This window comes from Sporosarcina sp. resist (assembly GCF_014302295.1).
In the GTDB taxonomy this organism is placed as follows: Bacteria; Bacillota; Bacilli; order Bacillales_A; family Planococcaceae; genus Sporosarcina; species Sporosarcina psychrophila.
The window spans coordinates 3186388-3207553 of sequence record NZ_CP060287.1; the positions used below are offsets into that span (position 1 = coordinate 3186388).

Annotated in this window: 17 protein-coding genes; 4 read left to right on the forward strand and 13 right to left on the reverse strand. The window is 39.4% G+C overall.

Going from position 1 to position 21166, the window contains the following annotated elements; translation table 11 throughout:
• Window positions 1-132: 132 nt before the first annotated feature.
• The 10 genes from H7992_RS15705 to H7992_RS15750 all read right to left on the reverse strand — a co-directional run bounded on the left by H7992_RS15705 (window position 133) and on the right by H7992_RS15750 (window position 12987).
• Window positions 133-1608 carry an MFS transporter gene (locus H7992_RS15705; RefSeq protein WP_187045204.1) on the reverse strand — a complete coding sequence of 492 codons (1476 nt, stop codon included), beginning with the start codon at window positions 1606-1608 and terminating at the stop codon, window positions 133-135.
• Window positions 1609-1957: 349 nt separating this feature from the next.
• A complete protein-coding gene (locus H7992_RS15710) occupies window positions 1958-3436 on the reverse strand; it encodes an aldehyde dehydrogenase family protein (protein ID WP_222617985.1) in 1479 nt (492 codons plus the stop codon).
• Between the two features lie 43 nt (window positions 3437-3479).
• Window positions 3480-4613 carry an acyl-CoA dehydrogenase family protein gene (locus H7992_RS15715; protein WP_187045205.1) on the reverse strand — a complete coding sequence of 378 codons (1134 nt, stop codon included), beginning with the start codon at window positions 4611-4613 and terminating at the stop codon, window positions 3480-3482.
• A 22-nt stretch (window positions 4614-4635) separates the two neighbouring features.
• Entirely contained in the window at window positions 4636-5829 is a 1194-nt protein-coding gene (locus H7992_RS15720; RefSeq protein WP_187045206.1) for an acyl-CoA dehydrogenase family protein, read from the reverse strand.
• Between the two features lie 28 nt (window positions 5830-5857).
• Window positions 5858-6277, reverse strand: a complete 420-nt coding sequence (locus H7992_RS15725; protein WP_187045207.1) for a Zn-ribbon domain-containing OB-fold protein — start codon at window positions 6275-6277, stop codon at window positions 5858-5860.
• An 11-nt stretch (window positions 6278-6288) separates the two neighbouring features.
• Window positions 6289-7449, reverse strand: a complete 1161-nt coding sequence (locus H7992_RS15730; RefSeq protein ID WP_187045208.1) for a thiolase C-terminal domain-containing protein — start codon at window positions 7447-7449, stop codon at window positions 6289-6291.
• A 37-nt stretch (window positions 7450-7486) separates the two neighbouring features.
• Entirely contained in the window at window positions 7487-7906 is a 420-nt protein-coding gene (locus H7992_RS15735) for a MaoC/PaaZ C-terminal domain-containing protein (RefSeq protein ID WP_187045209.1), read from the reverse strand.
• Between the two features lie 17 nt (window positions 7907-7923).
• The gene (locus H7992_RS15740) at window positions 7924-8367 is read right to left on the reverse strand and encodes a MaoC family dehydratase N-terminal domain-containing protein (protein ID WP_187045210.1); all 444 of its coding nucleotides are present in this window, start codon (window positions 8365-8367) and stop codon (window positions 7924-7926) included.
• Between the two features lie 5 nt (window positions 8368-8372).
• Window positions 8373-10547 carry an acetate--CoA ligase family protein gene (locus tag H7992_RS24980; RefSeq protein WP_187045211.1) on the reverse strand — a complete coding sequence of 725 codons (2175 nt, stop codon included), beginning with the start codon at window positions 10545-10547 and terminating at the stop codon, window positions 8373-8375.
• A gap of 343 nt (window positions 10548-10890) precedes the next feature.
• Window positions 10891-12987, reverse strand: coding sequence for a helix-turn-helix domain-containing protein (locus H7992_RS15750; protein WP_187045212.1), 2097 nt, complete (start codon window positions 12985-12987; stop codon window positions 10891-10893).
• Window positions 12988-13391: 404 nt separating this feature from the next.
• Here H7992_RS15750 and H7992_RS15755 point away from each other — a divergent pair, with 404 nt between their 5' ends.
• From H7992_RS15755 to nagE, 4 genes are all read left to right on the forward strand, one after another.
• Window positions 13392-13655 (forward strand): YqhV family protein, encoded by a 264-nt coding sequence (locus tag H7992_RS15755; protein ID WP_067213988.1) that lies wholly within the window; start codon window positions 13392-13394, stop codon window positions 13653-13655.
• A gap of 292 nt (window positions 13656-13947) precedes the next feature.
• Complete coding sequence (locus tag H7992_RS15760; RefSeq protein WP_187045213.1) at window positions 13948-14430, forward strand: PTS sugar transporter subunit IIA; 483 nt, start codon at window positions 13948-13950, stop codon at window positions 14428-14430.
• Between the two features lie 40 nt (window positions 14431-14470).
• On the forward strand, window positions 14471-15289 hold the full coding sequence (locus H7992_RS15765; protein ID WP_187045214.1) for a PRD domain-containing protein: 819 nt from the start codon (window positions 14471-14473) through the stop codon (window positions 15287-15289).
• Between the two features lie 75 nt (window positions 15290-15364).
• Window positions 15365-16825, forward strand: coding sequence for an N-acetylglucosamine-specific PTS transporter subunit IIBC (gene nagE, locus H7992_RS15770; protein ID WP_187045215.1), 1461 nt, complete (start codon window positions 15365-15367; stop codon window positions 16823-16825).
• Between the two features lie 699 nt (window positions 16826-17524).
• Here nagE and H7992_RS15775 read toward each other — a convergent pair.
• The 3 genes from H7992_RS15775 to H7992_RS15785 all read right to left on the reverse strand — a co-directional run bounded on the left by H7992_RS15775 (window position 17525) and on the right by H7992_RS15785 (window position 21163).
• Window positions 17525-18820, reverse strand: a complete 1296-nt coding sequence (locus H7992_RS15775; RefSeq protein WP_187047920.1) for a serine hydrolase domain-containing protein — start codon at window positions 18818-18820, stop codon at window positions 17525-17527.
• 304 nt (window positions 18821-19124) lie between these two features.
• Window positions 19125-20138, reverse strand: a complete 1014-nt coding sequence (locus H7992_RS15780) for an ABC transporter ATP-binding protein (RefSeq protein WP_067213990.1) — start codon at window positions 20136-20138, stop codon at window positions 19125-19127.
• A gap of 5 nt (window positions 20139-20143) precedes the next feature.
• On the reverse strand, window positions 20144-21163 hold the full coding sequence (locus tag H7992_RS15785; protein WP_187045216.1) for an ABC transporter ATP-binding protein: 1020 nt from the start codon (window positions 21161-21163) through the stop codon (window positions 20144-20146).
• Between the last annotated feature and the right edge of the window lie 3 nt (window positions 21164-21166).

Consider the following 21166-nt stretch of genomic DNA (forward strand, 5'->3'; position numbering starts at 1 on the left):
ATTCAATACCAATGAATCCTCCACAATCACCTGCAAAAAACAAGCCATTTGGAATCCGATAATGCTTGTTTTTTCATTCAATTACTTTTCAATCAAATCCTCGGAATTGTCGGAATTCCATCATGAATTTGATTATATTTTGATAGTTTCCTTCTCAATACTATCTACTTTAATACTAGTAATTGTTGAACCATTTACCTCTTGAACACCTTCTACCCTTTCATTCACCTCATGAATCCCCTCAATTTTTTTAGGTATTAATACAAGAAATAACAAAGACCCTGCCGCAAGTGCTATAAAAATCAATGATGTATTAGCTAACGCATTTACTCCATTGCCTTTAGCGGCGAATAAAGCAAACCCTACTAGTGCGAAAGAAGCCCCTAAACGTTGTGCAACATTCTCTATCACTGAATTTGTAAATGTAATAACATTCATACGGGATAAGGTTGCTTTTGAAACAATAATCGCTTTTATTACAGGGTTATTGAAACCAGAGCCAATTCCTATTAAACTCATTGCGATAAATAGATACGTAAATGAAGCATCTATCTTAACCATGGTTAGCATAACTAAGCCCACAATAAAAGTAACTATACCCGTTCCGAGCATCACACGAGCAGAAAACCTTTTAATAATTCTACCACTCAATATCGCAGCCCCTGACGCCCCTAAAAATATCGCCATTTGCAAGACGCCAACAGTAGTAGCAGATTTCCCTTGTACATTTTGCACAAAAAATGTCAGTAAATACATGACGCCCGCGAACCCAACCAGCAATAAAACTGCCATCACTGTTGGAACCCAAAAACTTCGGTTAGTCACATAATTCAAGTCAAGCAGAGGTTCTTTCCGCCTTTTTTCAACACCAATTAATAAGAATAAGCCAATAGCAAAAACCGCAAAGGAAGGCAGCCACAATCCGGAAGTAAATCCATAATTATTAATAAACGTTGGGATTGTTAAAAGACCTACTAATACAACTAGTACGAAAACCACACCCAAGAAGTCGAAAGAACGTCGTGTCTCCATTTTAATACTTGGTACGCCTAAGAAAAACAATGAAAATGCTACGCCTCCAAGAACTGCAGTAAACCAAAAACTAGATGTCCATCCTAAAGTATCTACAAATATCCCGCTTAATACCGGACCGAATAGAGCACCAATAGTAGATAATGCGATAAACAAACCAAGTGTCTTTCCACGCTTCTCGCCCGTGAAAAACCTTCCGGCATAAGCAATGCCGGAAGGAGCTATAGCAGCGCCGGCCATTCCTTTGAAAAAGAGACCTACTACTAATACCCAAAAAGCTGGTGAAAGTGCAACCAACATAGATCCTATCACCATAAATACTGCGCCTAAAAGAATAACAACCTTTAGACTAAAAGCATCACCTAGCCATCCTAATAAAGGCTGGAATCCAGTTAAGCCTAGAGCAAGTCCTAACTGCATCCATACCGCATGCCCTGGACCTAAATCAAAACTTGCTAACATGTGGGGATATGCTGGTAGGTGTGTAGCTAAACTTAACATAACAAAGAATGTCCCAAAGCATATAAAATAAAAACCTCTAGTAATTGATTTCTCATCAAATAATTTTTCTTCCACTCTTATTACCCCCTTGGTTTTTAAATAGATACGTTCTGGTTGGAGTAGTAGGAAATCTAACTAATTATAACAATAATAATATTCAGTTATTTACATAGATTTTCTTTTGCTTAACACCCCTTTTGAATTATCTCCTACTTCCATTTCCACATTGAACAAACGTATCGAAACCAGCAAAAAAAGTGTTGAATACGGAGCACTTATTCAGAATTTAATGCTCACTTCAACTTAATCCCCAAACAGTTCACTTAGAAAAGAGCGACCAAGAATTAATTCACTTAAATTAACTTCATCAACTTCTCAATTTCATTATAAAAATGGGGCAACTGTATAGTTGCCCTTAAATTTACTATCCTAGCTCAATGACACAAGCCTTTTTATGCGTGTATTCTAGTATCGAATCGGTGCCGTATCCACTTTCTTTAAATCCACCAAATGGTAATCCAGGACCTACCCTACCATAAGTGTTCACCCAGATATTGCCTGCCGATATTCTACGAATCATCTGATGGGCACGACTCAGATCATTCGTCCATACCCCTGCACCTAAACCAAAAGAGGTATCATTTGCAATTGCAACCGCTTCTTCTTCTGTATCAAAAGGCATAACAGTTGCAACCGGACCAAAAATCTCCTCTTGACAGATGCGAAGGGAATTACTGTTAACCTTTAACAATGTTGGTTCAACCCAATAACCATCGGATAGTTGCGGCTGGTCAGAAAAGACAACTTCTCCACCATGTCTTCCACCAAAGACTATTTCAGCTCCCTCTTCTACACCTAAGTCAATATAAGAACAAACCTTCTCATACTGCGCCAAGTTAGCGATTGGCCCCATTGTACTTTCCGGTTTCATTGGGTCACCCAGTCTCGTTATTTCTGGATTCAACATTTTTCCTTTTATGCGTGTTATCATCTCCGCGAAGATAGAGCGTTGAATAAGTATTCTGGAACCGCCGACACATAATTGCCCTGCGTTTCCTGTAAAAATACTTCCGGTTATTCCATCAGCCGCTTTATCTAAATCTGCATCTGCAAAAACAATATTTGGAGACTTTCCTCCAAGTTCAAATATTAATGGTTTAGGATTTCCAGCTATAGTTTGAGCAATTGCCTTAGCAGTTGTTCCAGAACCAGTTAAGCTCACTTTGTTGATTTCTGGATGACTAACTAAAGCATCTCCTATTTCACTACCTAAACCAGAAATAACACTAAGTACACCTGGAGGTAGAATTTCGGCTAACAATTCACCATAACGTAGTGAAGATGCCGCTGCGTGCTCTGATGGTTTAATTATTACTGTATTACCTGCTACAAGAGCATAGGCTGCTTTTATCGTGAATGTAAACAATGGTGCATTCCAAGGCGTTATCCCTAACACTACCCCTAAAGGTTCACGCAGTGTACACCCGAAGCTACTCTTTCCCATTTGAATCGTTTCACCTTCACTGCCTTCAGACGCGGCTCCCGCGGCATCATACCATATTTGTTTCAGCGCAGGAATAAGACCATAGCTAGTTTCCCTAATGACCCACCCATTTCCCCTTGTTTCCAACGCTGATAATTCCTCACCATGCTCGGCTAGTAAATCACCAATGCGCCTCATGTATTCTGCACGTTCTATAGAAGGTAGTTCCGCCCAGCTTGGAAAAGCTTTACGTGCTGAAGCTACGACCGTTTCAACATCTTCTATAGTACTTCTTGGTATTTTAGCCCAAACCTTGGCTGTTGAAGGGTCAATATTATCTAACATGTCTCCCGTAGATGCTGGAGTTTGATCCCCGTTTATTAGATTATGATACTTTTTCAATTCATTTGCAGTGATCAAAACTAATTCACCCTTTCTAATGGTTGGGATAAGTAGATTTATATTACCATCCTAATGCTAAAGCTACCTGTTCATTGTTATGTTGAGTTGAACCAAGATAATTTTCAAAGAACCGAGCACGCTTCAAATATAGGTGACAATCGATTTCTTCAGTGAACCCAATTCCACCATGGATTTGGATATTTTGCGAAGCTATGCGGATAAAAGCTTCTGTTGAAAAAGATCTTGCACTGTGTATCGCGCCTTCACGATCTTCATAGTCATTTTCAAGTGCCCAGTTAGCGTAATGACTTAAAGAACGAGCTGCTTCCAAGTCCATTTTCATATCTGCAATCCGATGCTTAATTGCTTGAAAGCGACCAATTGGTTGACCAAATTGCTTGCGAATAGTTGCGTAATCTGTGGCCATATCAACAACCCGCTCCATACCTCCAACCATCATGCTGCTAAGCGCTGCATTCAAGTATAGTAATCCCCCTTGTAAAATTGGCCACCCTTGATTGATTGAGCCAAGTAGTTGTTCTTTCGAAATTCTTACATTAGTAAAGGTTAACTCAGTTAGGTGACGCGTTTCATCTATACATTGTTGTACTTTAATTACTGTTTCATTTGTGCGATCCAGAAGCACTAGGGATAGCCCATCTCCCTCTTTACCTTCATCCGTCCGAACGAGAAGTAGAATTGTATCAACTAGATCCCCATCAGGAACTAATGTTTTAATCCCATCTATAATCAAATCATCGCCATCTAATCGTGCCCAACACTCAATTTCATCCGGATTGTAGTCTTTCTTCGGTTCTAACCAAGCAAGGGTTATACTTCTAGATCCTGATGCAATATCCGTTAAGTACTTTTCTTTCTGTCCTTCCGAACCATACTTCTCAAGTAGCGGGACCGCCAAAGCCATTGTTTCCAAATAAGCTCCTGGCAATATCACTTTTCCGATTTCCTCGAAGACAGGCACGAGGTCTAATGCTTCGAGACCTAGACCTCCATATTCTTCTGAAATAGTGATACCCATACAACCAAGTTCGGCCAAACCAGAAAAGACTGATTGTAACGCTTTCGTATCCCCTTTAATGAACTCCCTAGCAACCTTGGTTTGTCCAACGTCATTTAAGTATTTGCGAACAAACCCACGAAACATTTCTTGTTCTTGATTTAACGAAAAGTCCATATGATCCACACCTCCATTTAATCTATCGCCCCAAATCTTTTGGCAAACCAAGTATTCTCTCTCCAATTGTATTGCGGAGAACTTCACTTGTGCCTCCGCCAATCGTCATTCCAAATGACTGAAGAAACTTCTCTTGCCAGCTAGAGTTCACAAGTGCATCTTCTTTCCATAAAACGCCCTGATGACCTTGAATCGACATAGCAAATCCAAATAACTCTTTTGTTAATTCACTGACCATTAGCTTATCCATTGAACCTTCCGCACCAGGTTGACCATCTTTAAGCGTTTTTGTCAGGTGTCTATAATAATTCAATAGAGAACCACGAAAACGAATATAGATACTAACCATCCTCTGACGTATAAAAGGATCTTTTAACATTGGCTGTCCATTTACACGAAGTTCTTTTGTTAACGCCACTAATTCATCAAACTGTTGCTCTAACGTAAATAATTGAGCTCCAATACCTGTACGTTCATGCATGAGCAAGGCAATCATGACTCTCCAGCCTTCATCAAGCTCACCTACCATATCAGTGTCATATGCAACTGCATCGGTTAAATACACTTCATTAAACTCTTGCTCTCCGTCCATCTGCACAATCGGTTTAGTCTCAACTCCTGGTTGATTCATATCCAAGAGAAATACAGTGATTCCTTTGTGTTTTTTTTCTTGATGGCTTGTTCGAACTAGTAAGAAGCATCGATCGGCCAAATGGCCAAAACTCGTCCAAACTTTCTGACCGTTAATAATCCATCGATCACCGGACTTTACAGCACTCGTTTGAATAGCGGATAAGTCCGATCCAGCATTTGGTTCTGAGTATCCTTGACTCCAGACTTCTTCTCCGGTGAGTATTTTATTAATATACTGCTCTTTCTGTTCTTCAGTGCCTATTTGCATTAATGTCGGAGCAACCATGTGAAGACCTATATAATTGACAAGTGGTGGTGCCTTTACACGTACCATCTCTTGTTGATAGACGATTTCTTCCATCAATGTAGCATCTCGCCCCCCATACTTTTTCGGCCAAGCAATAGCTGCCCATCCACCTTCATATAGAGTATTTTGCCACTTTCTCAAGAAATCTGAGTACTCATCCACTTCTTCGGGCAATTTTCTATTTCCTTCTAACCATCCTGCTGGTAGGTTATTTTCTAGCCATGTCCTTAATTCCAAACGAAATTCTTCTTCTTTCTTTGTGAATGAGAAATCCATAAATTTTCCCTCCTCCTTATGGAGTTATCTATTTGACTGCAATCCATTGCGGAAGGGCTCTGTCTTCCAAGATACCTTCCCATATCATTTGAACAGGCATGCCAATTTCAATATCTTCTGGTTTACACTGCAGTACATTACATGTAATTTTTACTTCTGGTACTTCTTCTAACTCAGCTTGCGCAATAATCAATGGCAAATCTTCCTGGAAACCAGGTAAGAATGGGCGATAGGAAATGACATACGAATAAATTCTTGCTTTTACATCACTGCCAAGATTTATCCAGCTAAGTTCCGTGCTTCCACACTTTGCACAACTTGGTCCAGGTGGATGTGCATACTCATGACAACTATCACATCTTTGCAAGCTCAACTCATGGCGATCGGCCGCATCCCAATAAGGACTGTTATCTTGATTTTTGAGTGGAACTGGTTTTTGGTATCCCATTGTCATCCCTCCTAATTTCTAAGTATCATTGCACCGGCAATATCTGGACCACTCCAGCCCGTACATATGCCAATTTCACATTCTTTCACTTGACGATCTGTTCCTTTATACTGATGGCGCAATTGCCTAACAATTTCTAGCACGTTATTCATACCGTGTGTATAGCCTTCGGATAACATCCCTCCAGCTGTATTGGTTGGCAACTTGCCACCTATCCGCAGATTACCTTCTGCAACAAAGTTTCCGATTTCCCCTTTAGGCGCAAGACCATACGCTTCAAGTTGACGAAGAACTACCCAGCTAAAACAATCATAGATAGAAGCAACTTGAATATCTTCCGGCTTCACACCGGCAGACTTATACAATTCAGCTGCCACATAATCCGAAGCCACCTGGTCCAAATCGGACCAATAATGAGCATGTGGATGACACTGCCTAGCTGACATCCCCATAATATATACAGGTTTTGATTTACAATCCTTAGCTCTCTCCGCCGATGTCACAATAATTGCGTTTGCTTCATCCAACTCAAGACAAGAATCATGTATATTAAATGGATAACTGATATCCGGAGTTTCTAGATACTGTTGCATTGTCAAAGGTTTACCACGCAAAAATGCTTTTGGATTCCTTTGCGCATGCTCATAGAAACTTGTGCAAACATGCCCAAGATGTTCTTTAGTAATTCCCGTTTTATGCATATGACGAGTTGCAAACATACCAAACCACTGTGAAGGGCTTGCGGAACCATATGGAATAATATAACTTCCACCTGGTAAAGCTTCTTGTAACATATCAGGATCATATCCACGACCCACACGTTGCCCTGAACTACCGTTCATAGAGCGGAAGATTAAAACAGTATTTAATTGTCCCGTTTCAATTAGTCCGACAGCATCTGCTATTAACATCTCCGTACTGCTCCCACCACCTAAAATATCCTTAACATACTTCGGACGGACACCTAGATAGGTTGCCAACTGATGGGAAGTACAAGAGTCATTCTCGTTATAACTCATAAACCCATCAATATCTCGAGCATCTAGACCAGCATCATTAAGGGCTGCTCTGGCAGCATCTAATGCTAAATGCAGTGGAGTTGTTCCAGACTTTCGCGAACGTTCACTTTCTCCTACTCCAACAATTGCATAGCGGTCAGCTATTTTCCCCATGATAAAACCTCCGTATTTCTATTTACTTGGATTTTTCTTAACGAAAACGTAATGTGGACTTACCGGAACCAACCACCTCACCAGGTGCTTTTTCAGCTTTTAATGCTAAATCAACAAAGCGTTCACCAACTACTTCATAAACCTTTTCTACAATTGCTGAACATGTAATTCGGTCACCTGGTCTGGTCACTGCACCAAATCGCATACGAAATCGAGAAGGTTCGGCAAAATCTCCAGCGATCCCCATGACATATTCACCCAAAAACCCCATCACCAACATGCCATGGGCAATTACGCCATCCATTCCAACCTTTTGAGCAAATTCATCATCCGTATGTAGCGGATTGAAATCTCCTGAAGCACCTGCATACTTCACTAATTGCACTTTTGTAATCGTTTGCTTTGTTAATGATTCAAGCTGCTGTCCTTCTTTCAGTGACTCAAATTCCAACACCATTCGATTCCCTCCATTTCTTAGTTGGCCAAATTCCGATACACAATCGTCATTTGACTGATTGCCACCATCTCTCCAGTACCATCCCTCATTTCAGTATCGAGTACTAAGAACTGCATGCTCCCACTTTTACCAACACGCTCATATAAATCAGCTATCTTCATTTGGCAGTGTAGATGATCTCCCGGACGAATAGATTGGTAGTAAATAAATTCCTGTTCCCCATGTAGCATTCGTCTAGTATCGAGTTCAATTGGCAACTCTCCACCTTCCGACGCAACAGCAATTGGAAAGGTGGGAGGTGCAATCAGTCCTCCATACGTTGTTTTGGCAGCATATTCTTCGTCAAGGTATAATGGATTAGAATCACCGATTGCTTCTACAAATTGTCGAACATGTCTTTTCTCTACTTCAAAAATAAATGATTTCCCTGATAAACCAATAATACTTTTATCTAAATCCACCTAATTTACCCCCCTACTAATGTTGTCTGATTTACCGAATCTCGGACTACAAGCATAGCGTCTGCTGCCTTAATTCCTTTCTCGTATACAATAAGAGGATTTATATCCAATTCATCTATATAATCACCATAATCCGAAACTAATGCTGATACTTTTAATAAAACATCGACAATCGCATCTACATCGACTAGCGGTTTTCCACGAGCTCCTTTAAGGATTTTGTAGCTTTTAATTTCTTCAATCATCTCAAAAGCATCATTTTTTGTTAGTGGTGCAACTCTAAACGAAATATCTTGAAAAACTTCCACAAATATTCCACCTAGACCAAACATAATAACGTGTCCGAAAACGGGGTCATTTGTTACACCTACAATCACTTCGACTCCTTCGGGTAACATCTCCTGTACTGAAACACCATTGATTTCAGCATTCGGATCATAGTTTTTTGCATTCCGAATAATTTCTTTAAAAGCGTTACGTACTTCTAGTTCATTTTTTATATTCAACCTAATTGCATCTGCTTCTGATTTATGGAGTATATCCGGCGAATCAACTTTTAGGACTACAGGATATCCTATCTCATTTGCATAACGAATAGCTTCTTTTTCCGTGGTGGAAATGGCTCTAGTAGTTGTCGGAATCCCATATGAATTCAATATATCACTGGCTTGGGATTCGCTTAATTTGGTTCCAGGTAGTAATAAATCTGCCAACTCTATTTCCCCCTTGATTTCCGGTACTTTTTGAATAGTACCTAGTTTGGCTTTTCTGTATTTATCGCTATATTTAACTAACTTTGCAAGGGCTCGTATAGGATTTAAGTTTCCCGGAATGACAGGAATTCCATTTCTCTCCAGCTCAGAGGCCGATGCCGGAATAGACATTCCTTCTAATGGAAAAGTTGTTATTAAAATGAATTTACTCGAATTTCTGCACAGGTCCATAAATTCTTTCAGCAATGGATCATCTGCTTTCCACCGCATCGGAAATTCTGTAAAAATGATAATATCAGTATCTGGATCATTAGCAAGAACTCTAAGGGGTTCAAGATATAACTCTGGATTTGAAACAGCTGCAGCTGCTGTTAAATCAATCGGGTTGGAAGTGCTCGCAAATGGCGGGATATTGCGTTTTATTTCCTCCTGAACGTTAATTTTCAAAGGGTTAATTTTAAGTCCGTAAGCTTCACAACGGTCCGCTTCATTAATTCCTCGACCACCTGAACTCGTAACAATTACAGTATTTCCACCTGTTGGCAGTTTTTTTGTGAGAAATAGTTTAGAGAAAGAAATGATATCTTCATAATCATCTGCCCGAACAATTCCGGTTTGTTTAAAAAAGCCATCATAGATTTTATCTGAACCCGCTAATGAACCCGTATGAGAGGCCGCCGCCCTAATACCTGCTGAACTACGCCCTGTCTTCAAAATAATGATTGGCTTATTTATAGTTAATGCTTGTTCCGCAAGCTGTCGTAATTTCCCAGGATTCTTTTCTCCTTCTAAATAGCCACTAATTACGCTAGTTTTCGGATCATGAATCATATACTCAATTACATCTGAAAATTCCGTTTCCACTTCATTTCCCACACTCACAAAATAATTGAAGCTAAGCCCGCTCTGGGCAGCTGCAATATAAGTTAAAACTCCAAATGCGCCACTTTGTGTAACAAAACCTACACTTTTTTGATCATTTAAAGGGATATTTGTGAGGCCCGCCGAAAAAGTACCGATTAATCCATTAGTAGTATTCACTAACCCCACACAATTTGGACCGATAAGTCGAATGCCACTCTCTTTGGCAATTTTGCAAATTGATTGTTGTTCTTTGATACCTTCTTCTCCTGCCTCGGAAAACCCCGAAGCAAAAATAATTGCGGCTTTAACCTTATTTCGAACACACTCCTCAAGACTTGACTTCACCCTGTTAGCGCTTACACAGAATATCGCTAAATCAATTTGCTTCGATACTTCTGATAGAGAAGAATAGCATCTTAATCCTTCAATCATTTCCGATTTCGGATTTATCGGATAAATATCGCCCTTAAATTTCCCATCCAATAAAGCTTTCACTTGCATGTACCCTATTTTCCCTTTATTTTCAGATGCTCCTAGGACCGCTACAGAGGTAGGATTAAATAATGGTTCTAGCGTTAAATGTGAAGCCGGTTCATGAGTCATTTCTCAACACCCCTTCTTATATTAATGAATATCCTATTAGTAATCTTAAATGATTGAGTTATTTTATTCTGAAAATTAAATCAACTGAGTTAATTTAATTGTTAAGCTGTGAAATTATTAAATAAATGACGATAACGCCTTTCATATCAAGGGTTAAAAAAAGCTCCAGATTATTTATGATCTCAATAAGCCCGACAACCGTACATACCAACCCCGACAAACGACTAATATGAACGCAGCAATAAAAAAGAACCCCATGCACAATGCTTACCTGTGCACAAGATTCTTCTACTGTCTCTCCTATAAGACTGCTTCATTGCCTTCATTGAGCTTAAATTTCATGTTATGTCGACAGAAGATTTCCCCCAAGAGATTCCACCCACTTTATCATACGTGTTTGTATTTTATTTGATGGCATTTTTATTTCTCTTTCAATATTACTTAAATAGGAAACTGATATATCTAATTCCTCTGATACCTGCAATAAAGTAAATCCAAAACTTTTTCGGATTGCTCTAATTTGTTCACCGATGTGTTCCACATCTCTTTGCTTATCCATGAACTTTGGTTGTTCGGGAGATTTACGTTGAACTTTTCGATTTCTTTCTATCGGACGATAATGTTCCTTAATTGTTACGGGGGGCTCAATCAAAACCGTTGAATTTCCCCAAATTCGGGACCACCCATTAGTAGATGCAATCGATTCATCCCATTTCTCATAATGCCACGCTTCAATGACCCCATCCTCAAGTAATGTGTCAAAAGCTTGTTCCAATCTATCTCTCGTACGAGACGGTGTACGCTCGTTCATTTCTTTACCTGTCGCTTCTAATAGGGTTCTTATTTTATGGGGCTGTAAATAGTCTCCTTTTCTTGCTTGGGTTCTCCACCTCCAACTTAAATATCTAATGAGGTTTTTTTCCCATCTTTGTCGATAGGGATTATATTGTAACGCTTGTATGGGAAGTAGTGCGACCTGTCTCCCTGATCCGTAAAGATAGTGGGAAAATACTTCACCGATAGTAAACACAAACTTCTTTTCCATCGGTTGTTCTTCTATATGATGCTGATCGCCATTTTGATTATTAAAAATAAACGCTCGTCCTTGTAGTTTCATCTGAATAGGCTTTCCTTTTTTATAAACAATTGCTTTTTCCAAATCAATCCACAAACTCTGCACTCTTGAGAGCGCTTTCAAAACTTGTTGTCGTTGATCAATTTCATATCCACCTCTTCGACCACTCCCCCCCAGTTTTTGTTTTAAACCGCGAATGGATAACAAATCATCAAGATGAATTTCTATACTATCTTTATGATGCTTTGCCTTGGATAAAAAAAAACAACAAAGTGCGTCAAATATATCAACATCCAGTTCCGATAATTCCTTTGTTAGACTCCAAGCCTTTTGAACTGTAGTGTCATCAATTGATATTCCTTTGTCGCTATATTTGCATGGGATTATTTGTACTATTCCTTCGACACTTCCTTTACTTAATCGAACTGTTGGCCAAGGCGTGTGCTCATAACTCATAAATTTCTTTTTAGAAAGCGCTTCCCTTACCAATTGATAAGGTGCATTACTCATCACAAGTAAGTTGCCTTGATCAATCAATGTAAATGTAATATCTTTTTTCACTACCAATCCTGACTGCTTATCTAACTGCGCTTCTTCTTTAACATCAAGCAGTTCCATTATTCCCTCGATGGAAATTTCATCAATCCCCATTAAGGACATCACTTTTTTTATCCACGCTAGTGTATAATTATTTATTATTTTTGTGAATTTCTCCATGAACGCTAAGTCTTCCGAAAAACTTTCAGTAATAGACTTGTAAAATAACTCATTTAATTCGCTTTTATCTAATTTCTCCATTTCACTAAAGCCAATCGAACTTTCTATATCTTCAAGAATCCAATCAGTTAGATAAATTCTAAACCAATTGCAAAAGTCTTCCCAAATAAGGTTTTCATTCAAAAATGTATCCTTTTTCAAAATGGAATCGAATTTTTGTATCAAGTGATCTATAAAACCTTTATCATTTAATTTCGAATGAGTTTTTATAGGGATTCCAAGATAGTCTTCATATTTTTTTATTAAGTAACCAACAATATTTTCACCTATACGCAAAATTAAATGATTTCTAGCTGCTAGGCGTAAGTTTATAAATAATTTTTCATTTTCTTGATAGGATTGCTCCCAAATAATAAATGTATTAGATTTGAAGTTATTTTGGAAGACTGGCATATTTGTTATATTTCCCTGAATAATATTCTTATAAAGTGATTCCTCAGAACCATTATCACTAGGCTTTATTTTTTGGTTATAAATACATAGCACTTGAAAACTATTAATCTTACTTGACAAATTTCCAGATAAGGACTTATTTCTATTAGTTGAAGGAACAATGTCATCTATCTCAAACCCATTAAAATTTCTCAATTTGGAGACCCCCTAGCAAGCTAATTCTATTTAGCTTACCACAAAATATTTATTAATTCAGCATTTTCAAATTACCATTACTTTCTTTGCAAGAATCGCTCAGACTTCCAGCTTCATGAGTATATGTAATGTAAGCATTTTGATAGATAGGTACTAATTCTGATACTTGTCCAAGCCGAGAATATACACCTTATTACTTTGAAACATCCAGGGGTTCTTCAAAAAAACCTCTCTAATTCAAGGTGGTGAAAATAGAAAGATTCTAATCTCAGCCGTAAAGCCTGTCTAAGAGCTTTTCATATTTCTCTACTAATAGAAGGAAAGCAGACATACACTTTAGTAACTACGATAAGGGGCAGGCTAATATAGCTGGATAACAAAGGGTGGAGGCGTCTTATTCATTGATGGAAAAAGCACTTATTTTCATAATTTTATTGAGAATTTTATCAGGAAGTATTGATATTACAGCGGCAATGTTTATGTTTAAATTTAATGATTTAGAAAAAGCCTTTTATATCAACACCCTACTGGCCTTAGTAGGTCCATGTATTTTAATTATTACGACAGGAATAGCATTGGTTGGACTAACTGAAAAAATTTCATTCGTAAGGATGATTTGCCTCTTTGGCGGAATTTTACTCATCCTTATCAGCTTAAAATCTAAATAAAAAAAGCATAAGTCCCTTCGGTGAATAAACCAATAGGACTATAAGATTGCAACCTTGTAAAAAAAAGTTTATTTTTCTATTGCATTATAATTAATTAAATGTTATTATCCGAATAGAAGTTTAATAGCGGATCACATGTTACTGACTCGATCAGGCGTGGTGGTAAACTTAGAAGGTTTTTTTAAAATCTTCTTTTTTACCCCATGCCTTTTCTTGTTTGCTCGTTGTGATTGCACAATATAAATCGAGGGATACGAGCCCTACATCACCGACAATAAAGGAGTCCACAGACATGCTATCAAAATTATTCAAGAAGAGTAAATTACAGATATTCGCACCTATTAATGGAGAAATAATCCCACTTGACCAAGTTCCGGACCCAGTCTTTAGCCAAAAAATGTTGGGCGAAGGAGTCGCTATCATGCCAAAGCAGGGTAGTATTCATGCTCCTATAGAAGGAACTGTCATCTTAGTATCCGATACAAAGCACGCCATTGGCCTCCGTTCAAGTGATGGGACAGAAATTCTTATTCACGTCGGATTGGAAACGGTTTCATTAAAAGGAAATGGCTTTACAGTATTAGTCAAAGCAGGCGACGCAGTTTCAGTCGGTCAATCACTTATTGAAGTAGATTGGGATTATATTCGCGAACATGCAAAAAGCATTATAACACCCATCGTGATTACAAATAGTGCGGAACGGAATGTAAAGTGCGAAGTTGCAAAAGAAGGCATCATGGGAGAAACAGTGTTAATGACAATTTCCACTAAGTAATGCATGAGTATATCCAGTGAAAAGAAGGCGGTGACTTTCGATGAAAATAACAAAGATTCTCAATAATAACGCTGTCGTCGTACTAGATGGCCAGCATGAGAAGATTGCTGTTGGCACTGGGATTGCTTTTAATAAGAAACGCAACGATATTGTGAATGTCAAAAAAATCGAAAAGTTATTTGTTATGAGGGAGAATGACAAGTTACAGCAGCTTCTAAGTCGAATTCCAGAAGAGCATTTCACCATCTCAGAAGAAATTATTACATACGCAGAGGCGTATATGGGCACGAAATTAAACGAGCATATTCACATCGTCCTTACTGATCATCTGTCATTTGCAATCGAAAGAATTAGAGATGGTATTCATCTAAATAATAAGTTATTGCATGAAATAAAAATACTTTATAGAAGAGAATTTGAAATTGGGCTTTGGGCAATCCAACATATAAAAGAAAGATGTCAAGTGGACATGCCTGAGGATGAAGCCGCTTATATTGCCCTTCATATCCATACCATGAAACCGCAAGGAGGTGATTTGCATCAAACCGTAAGACAAACGGCGATTATTAGAGACATGGTCCAAACAATCAAGGAACACTTAATGATCACGATTGAAGAGGACGATATTTCTTATCATCGCCTAATTACGCATCTTCGCTCCACCCTAACAAGAATGAATCAGTATGGGCTTCACACGATGGATGAGGAAATGTTGGTCATGATTAAAAAGAAGTTTCCTCTTTCATATAATTGTGCAACCGAGGTTGCAAAGGAATTAGTTGTGTTACATGCAGTCGAGCTGCATGAACAAGAGTTGGGCTATATCGCACTTCATATTGAACGATTAAGAAAGCAATAAAGTCAACATGAGTCGTCATCATATATATTCTTCCGAACAAACTATCTAAAAACTATGAATAGGGGTGAGTTTAACATGATGAAATACCTTCAAAAGCTTGGCCGTTCTTTGATGTTACCTGTAGCTGTATTACCTGCTGCGGCAATTTTAATGGGGATCGGGTATTGGATTGACCATGATGGTTGGGGTTCAGGAAACGTATTAGCTGCCTTCTTAATCAAAGCCGGGTCTTCGATTCTCGACAGCCAAAATATGTCTATTCTTTTCGCAGTCGGGGTAGCACTGGGTATGTCCAAAGATAAGGATGGCTCTGCCGCGTTAAGTGGTTTGGTCGCTTTCCTCGTAACTACGACATTGCTATCAACAGATTCGGTAGCTATGTTACTTAGCACGGATATTGCTAATGTAAATCCTGCATTTGAAAAAATTGAAAACCAATTTATCGGGATATTGTCTGGAATTATCGCATCCATTATGTACAATCGTTTTAGTCATGTACAGTTACCGGATGCACTTGCCTTCTTTAGTGGAAAACGCTTAGTTCCCATTATGACAGCTGCCGCTATGTTAGTCGCTTCAGCAGCATTATTCTTTATCTGGCCTATTGTATACACAGCTTTAGTTAGTTTTGGTGAAGGTATTAGTGGATTAGGTGCTACTGGTGCAGGATTATACGGCTTCTTTAACCGACTATTGATCCCTACCGGATTACACCATGCATTGAACTCCGTATTTTGGTTTGATGTTGCTGGTATTAATGACATTGGTAACTTCTGGGCTGGAACAGGCACGAAGGGTGTTACCGGTATGTATCAGGCAGGTTTCTTCCCAATTATGATGTTTGGGCTACCAGCTGCAGCACTTGCAATGTATCATACAGCTAAAACAAAAAGAAAAAAACAAGCAGCATCTTTGATGTTAGCAGCAGGTTTCGCTGCATTCTTTACAGGTGTTACAGAACCACTTGAATTTGCATTTATGTTCTTGGCACCAGCTCTTTATGTTGTTCATGCTGCGTTAACAGGTTTATCGTTGTTTATTGCCGCTACTTTCCACTGGACAGCAGGATTTGGATTTAGTGCTGGTTTTGTCGATTTAGTCTTGAGTTTCAGATTACCACTTGCTAACCAACCCTATATGTTAATCGTTCAAGGTTTAGTCTTTGCAGTCATTTACTACTTCCTATTCCGTTTCTTAATCGTGAAATTCAACTTGAAAACACCAGGTAGAGAAGACGATGAGGATGTAGCAGATGAGGACGTAGACGGAGTAGCAAGTACTACAACAGGTAATAAATTCTCAGGCATGGCCGCTACGATTTTTGAGGGGTTAGGCGGAGACGCTAACGTAACTTCCGTTGACTACTGTGCAACACGCTTACGTGTAGAAGTAAAAGATATGAATGCGGTCAACCAAAAGAAAATTAAAGATACAGGCGTACCAGGGATAAACGTGGTAGGGCCACAAAGTATTCAAGTTATTGTTGGCACAAATGTACAATTCGTTGCGGATGAAATCGAAAAAATCCGCAAATGATAACATGCGATTATGAATGGACCAGGTCTCTGCAGACCTGGTCTTTTTGTATTTTAAAAACAACTATATATGTCGAACAAATGAATACGGCGTATACGCTTTACAAAGGCTTTTGGGTGGCCACTGAAAAAGCCCCACTACATAGAGCAAATTAGAATTCCTGCCAATACCGCTTCGACGCTTTGTGGATGCCTCCCGCGATAAGCCAGAAAGAAGACCACTTTCAGTCTCATCGCTCCGGCTACCACGAAGACGCACCTTCGCTGGATGGACTATGTGAGAAAGAGCATTTCGTTACCGGAATGAGACCTGCAATCTCTAGTGCGTCTTTCTTGAATTAAATCACTATCAAAAAATAATCACATTATAATCTCGGCATATACACTCCGAATCATAACTCTCTTCAATAATGAACAACGCTAGCGTAGGCGCGGCAAAGGTGTAGCCGAAGCCGTGATACTGGATGCGAAGCGCCAATCCAGGCTTAGGGCGAGAGGCATCCCCAAAGCGCCAAGCGTTCTACAATCCACTCCCCGAATTACACCTCTCTCATTATTGAGCGCCACAACAGATTCAATAGTATTTTTTAATTCAACATATATACTTATGAATACCTGTATAAATTGAGCGTATGCGCCTTACAAGAGGTAGCCGATGCGTGTTTGATGGAATATTTCACTATATACATACTCGCGATTACTACCTACTCTTTACTAGCATTCTTAGCCCAATAAATAGTGCCCATGCATCATTCTTTTCATCAATAAAGAACCGAATCGGCTTCTCGAGCGGCATAATTATTAGTGTTGTCTCGTTACTTGCGCGAAGTGTGTAGGTTTTATTATCAATTGTTGCCATGACGGTTTGATCTTCTAATGAAATATCAACTTGGGACCCTTCAGCTGATATATATGTCCCGAGTACACGCTGTTTTTGTTCTTTAGTCATTTCAAATTCAGGCTCTGTGTTTCTCTTTTGGTCGATTGGGATACCTAATGCAGTATTCACAGCCGCAAGCCAAATTGCGTCGGCACTTACACCGCTCATATTCGCTAAAACGACAGCAACAATTCCCTTTTCTGGAATGAAACCGAAATTAGAAGATACACCCGGCTGGCCTCCGCCATGTTCGACTAATGTAACCGCTGAGTAATTTGGAGTCGTTTGAAGGGCAAACCCATAAAAACTCTTGCCATTCGTTTGATGAACGGGTTGTGCCATTTGTGAAGTATACGCCCTACTGACAATATTCCTTTCAAGTACATCCACATAGATGTTTCCGTATTTCAACAAATCAACTACCGTCGACCGAATACCACCCCCAACGGCATAATTTCCTAACGTCGGCCACGGACATGCTACCGGCTTACCATCCTCCAGCACATATGGTGTTGTGACATTTTCAAAACTCTGTAATCCAAGAAGATTATATGTCGTTCTGGTCATTTGTAAGGGGTTTATAATTTGATTATTGATATATGCCTGATAATTTTCGCCAGTTATTTTTTCAATAATTGCGCCCAGTAAGAGAAACATATCATTGTTATAGCACATATATTCCCCAGGTTTCCCTACCCAGCTCCATGCTTTTTCGTTTAAATAATGAAGATGTTCATCGAATTTCGTGAGTTGTTCCTTTCGCTCCATTGTTGCAAGACCTGTTGTGTGAGAAAGGAGGTGACGTATTTTTATATCCTCCATATCGGCATAATCGACTAATTGAAATTCAGGAAGATGCTCGATCACCGTGTCTTCAACTTGTAAACGTCCTTCTTCTGCCAGTTTCATAATAGCAAGTGCGGTAAATGATTTTGTGATTGATGCGATTCCGAAAATCGTTTCTGGGGTGACCGGCTCATTCGTTTCAAAATTCCTTGTCCCAAATCCTCGCTCATAAATGGGTTGTCCGTTTTTCGAAAGTGCAACTGCAACACCCGGTATTTGTTCCTTTTCCATTACTTCCTCTATAAACTTTTCAAATTGTTCCCACTGCATCAATTGTATCAATCCCTTCGTAAGTTTATTGTTATTAAGTAGATAGGTAGTATTAGACAGGAAATGATTGTGTTAATAATAAGACTGTATAGGTTGAAATCTAGAACACCATTGAATCCGCTGCGGCAATCGGGGATGCCTCCCGCCATAAGCCAAGCAGCTTTGCTGCCAGTCTTAGGGCTTCGGCTACCCCTTTTAAGGCGCCTTCGCTTAATTAATTATAGATATTACATTTATAGGGATTATGCTAGTATATAACGTTATCTTAAACGATCTTTAGAAAACAAAAAAGTTGCCCTGCTAATCAGGACAACTCTACATTAATTGGAACTGCATCTTGTCGGGACATTACTTTTTCATCGTGCAAATGACAGGCGACATAGTGGCCCTTCTCTACTTCCATAAACGCCGGTTCAAGCTCCGCACAAACTTTCATCGCTTTCGGGCATCTCGTCCGGAACCTACATCCACTTGGAATGTCGATTGGACTAGGGACGTCACCTTTCAGGACAATTTGTTTTCTAGAGCGCTCCAGGTTCGGATCGGGCAATGGGATAGCTGAAAGTAGAGCCTCAGTATAAGGATGCAATGGTTTCTCATAAAGCGTTTCACTTTCCGTTAACTCCACAATTTTCCCTAAATACATAACTGCAATTCGGTCGCTTATGTATTTCACCATTGATAAATCATGCGCAATGAATAAAAAAGTAAGCTCTTTTTCTTTTTGGAGTTTCTTCAATAAGTTGACGATTTGGGCCTGTATCGATACATCCAGTGCAGCGATTGGTTCATCTGCGACAATAAATTCTGGCTCAACGGCCAATGCACGTGCAATACCGATACGTTGCCTTTGCCCTCCGCTGAATTCATGGGGATACCTTTGCGAATGTTTTTTGTTCAAGCCCACGAGCTCTAACAGCTCATTCACTTTTACTTCTCGTTCTTTCAATGATAACTCGGCTGAATGAATGACTAGCCCCTCTGAAATGATTTCCATAACAGTCATACGCGGATTCAATGAAGAATAGGGATCTTGGAAAATCATTTGCATATTGCGCTTCTTCTTTTTTTGCTCTTGTTTACCGCGTTTTGAATGGACTACTTCATTAGCAAAAAGAATTTGGCCACTCGAAGGCTCATAAATTTGAGTAATGGTTCTCCCGACTGTCGATTTCCCACATCCTGACTCACCAACAAGACCCAGCGTCTCCCCTCTTTTTATCGTAAAACTAATTCCATCAACGGCTTTTAATGTACTATTCTTATTAAGCTTGAAATGTTTTTTCAATTCTGTAACGACTAATAAATCTTCATTCATATTCATTATTTTACACTCCTAACTTTTTCCGGGACATGTTCGGCCGGCGTTCGCACATCTTGCAGCCAACATAAAACTGAGTGACTTTCACCAAGCTGCGTCGTTTCTGGATGGAAGTCATGACAGACCTTCATCGTATACGGACAACGGGCAGCAAATGGACAGCCTGTACCAAGTGTTGCTAAGTCTGGCGGTGAACCCGGAATAGGAATAAGTGGCTCGGATCGACTGGCATTCAAGTTAGGCATGGAATGAAGAAGTCCTAACGTATACGGGTGTTGTGGTTTATAAAAAATTTCATCTAGCGTCCCTTGCTCCACGATTTCACCCGCATACATGACAGCAACTCGATTAGCCATGTTTGCGACAACGCCAAGATCATGCGTAATTAAAACAATTGCCGTATCCATTTTTTCTTGCAAGTCCTTCATCAACCGCAGGATTTGCGCTTGAATTGTTACATCGAGAGCTGTTGTCGGCTCGTCAGCTATTAATACTTTGGGATTACAAGCAAGCGCCATTGCTATGACAACACGCTGCCTCATTCCACCTGAAAACTGATGCGGATATCCATCTAGGCGTTCTTCAGCATTCGGTATACCGACCATTTTAAGCATTTGAAATGCTCTTTGTTTGGCCTCTTTTTTTGTCATCTTCTGATGTTTTATGAGGCCCTCCATAATTTGTTTCCCGATTTTCATCGTCGGATTCAAGGAAGTCATTGGATCTTGGAACACCATTGATATTTCTGAGCCTCTTACCTTCTGCATATCACTTAACGATAGTTTTAAAAGATCCCGCCCCTCGTAAGTGATGTCCCCTTGTGGAATTAATGTATTATGCTTTGGTAAAAGACGCATAATTGATTTTGCGGTAACAGATTTCCCTGAACCTGATTCACCAACAATCGCCAACGTTTCACCTTTGTTTAACTTGAAATTCACACCTCTTACCGCCTTAACCGCACCTGTTTGGGTCTGGAAGGAAATGTGTAAGTTATTGACTGACAATATTTCTTCATTCATTAA